Here is a 1,392-nt window from a genome sequence, read left to right on the forward strand (position 1 = left end):
ACGGGGGTCAGGTCGGCGTCGCAGGTGAGCAACTCGGCGAGGGTGCGGCTCATCGGCCCGGTCCAGTCGAGGTGGAACGGCCAGTGAACATCTCCCGGCCCCACCGTCGACTTCTGCCTGCCATCACCAGCACCAGCACCATCAGCCCCGGCACCATCAGCCGCGACACAATCGGCTCCTGCACCATCACCAGCACCAGCACCACCGGCATAATCGGCACCGGCACCTGCACCACCGGCACAGTCGGCACGTGTACCGGCAGCACTACCACCCGTAGCAGCGGTAGCGGCAGCGGCGTCATCGTCCGACGAGCTGGCGACGGTGGTCGTTCCCGTCGAATCCGGTGTGACGCTTCCGGTCTGCTGCTTGCCGCTGTGGGTGAGCAAGTCCCGCAACGGAACTATGAGATGCACCGACGCCCGGGACCCACCCGCTGCGCCGGTACCCCTACCGCGCAGGTGTCGGTCGATCATCAGATCGAGTGCATCAGCGCGGCGTTTCGACGGACTGCGAGGATCACGTGCACCACCGGGACCGGGCCGCGGCGCAGTCAACGGCGAGAGCGCGGTGAGGAGTTTCTCGGCCATCAACCGGTCGACATTGCCGCTGAGCTGGAACCGATCATCGGCGAGAGGGTGCAGATCGAATCGATTGAGATCCGGGTTCTCCGACACCGGCACCGGAGGCGGTCCCTGCGGTACCGCACCACCACCGCCGACGCCCGCACCACCACCATCGCCGTCACCGCCACCAGCAGCGCCATCACCGGCACCCGAATAGCCGCCACCAGCAGCAGCCGAATCAGCGTCCCCGGCACCTGCACCGGCATCGGCATCGTCGCCGGTGCGGCGGGCCTGTTCCTGCTCCCACTCGCGGCGCTGTTTCTCCGCCTTCTGGTGCCGTACCCTGGCCTCGTCGGCCGCCGAATGCGCCAACGCCTGCGCACGGGTGGCGACCTGACCGGCGGTGGCACCGCGCGCAGTCTCGAGCAACTCCGCGACGACGGCCTCGCGGTGTCGCTGGTCCAGCGTCGGGTCGGCCACCACGACCGAGGCGTACCCGTCGGCGATCGCCGAGGCATGCGCCGCGTGGATCTCACTACCGGCGAGAGCATCGAGCACGACGGGCCAGTCGGTGAGCCACAGCCCCAACGCACTCTGGCGGGCAGCAGACCCGTCGGTGATCCGCACCGATCTCGCGTACCACCGCGTCACGGTCGAATGCCCGAGCTTCATCGCCAGACCACGGCGATCGATCTCGGCGAGCAGCGTCAATCTCGCTGCAGCAAGAACATTTTCGTCGGAAGTCACGGCAGCGAGCTCGGAGACCAACTCCTGGTCCGCGAGCTCGAACACATCCCCCCATGCCTTCACACCGCACAAGCTATACCCA

Annotated in this window: 1 protein-coding gene; it reads right to left on the reverse strand. The window is 67.7% G+C overall.

Translation table 11 applies throughout. The annotated features are described in order from the left end of the window. The coding region (locus ACOQFP_RS14410) for a DUF222 domain-containing protein (RefSeq protein WP_421584706.1) at positions 1-1,392 on the reverse strand (1,392 nt) is incomplete at both ends.

Source organism: Rhodococcus sp. MALMAid1271, assembly GCF_049195265.1.
Lineage (GTDB): Bacteria > Actinomycetota > Actinomycetes > Mycobacteriales > Mycobacteriaceae > Rhodococcoides.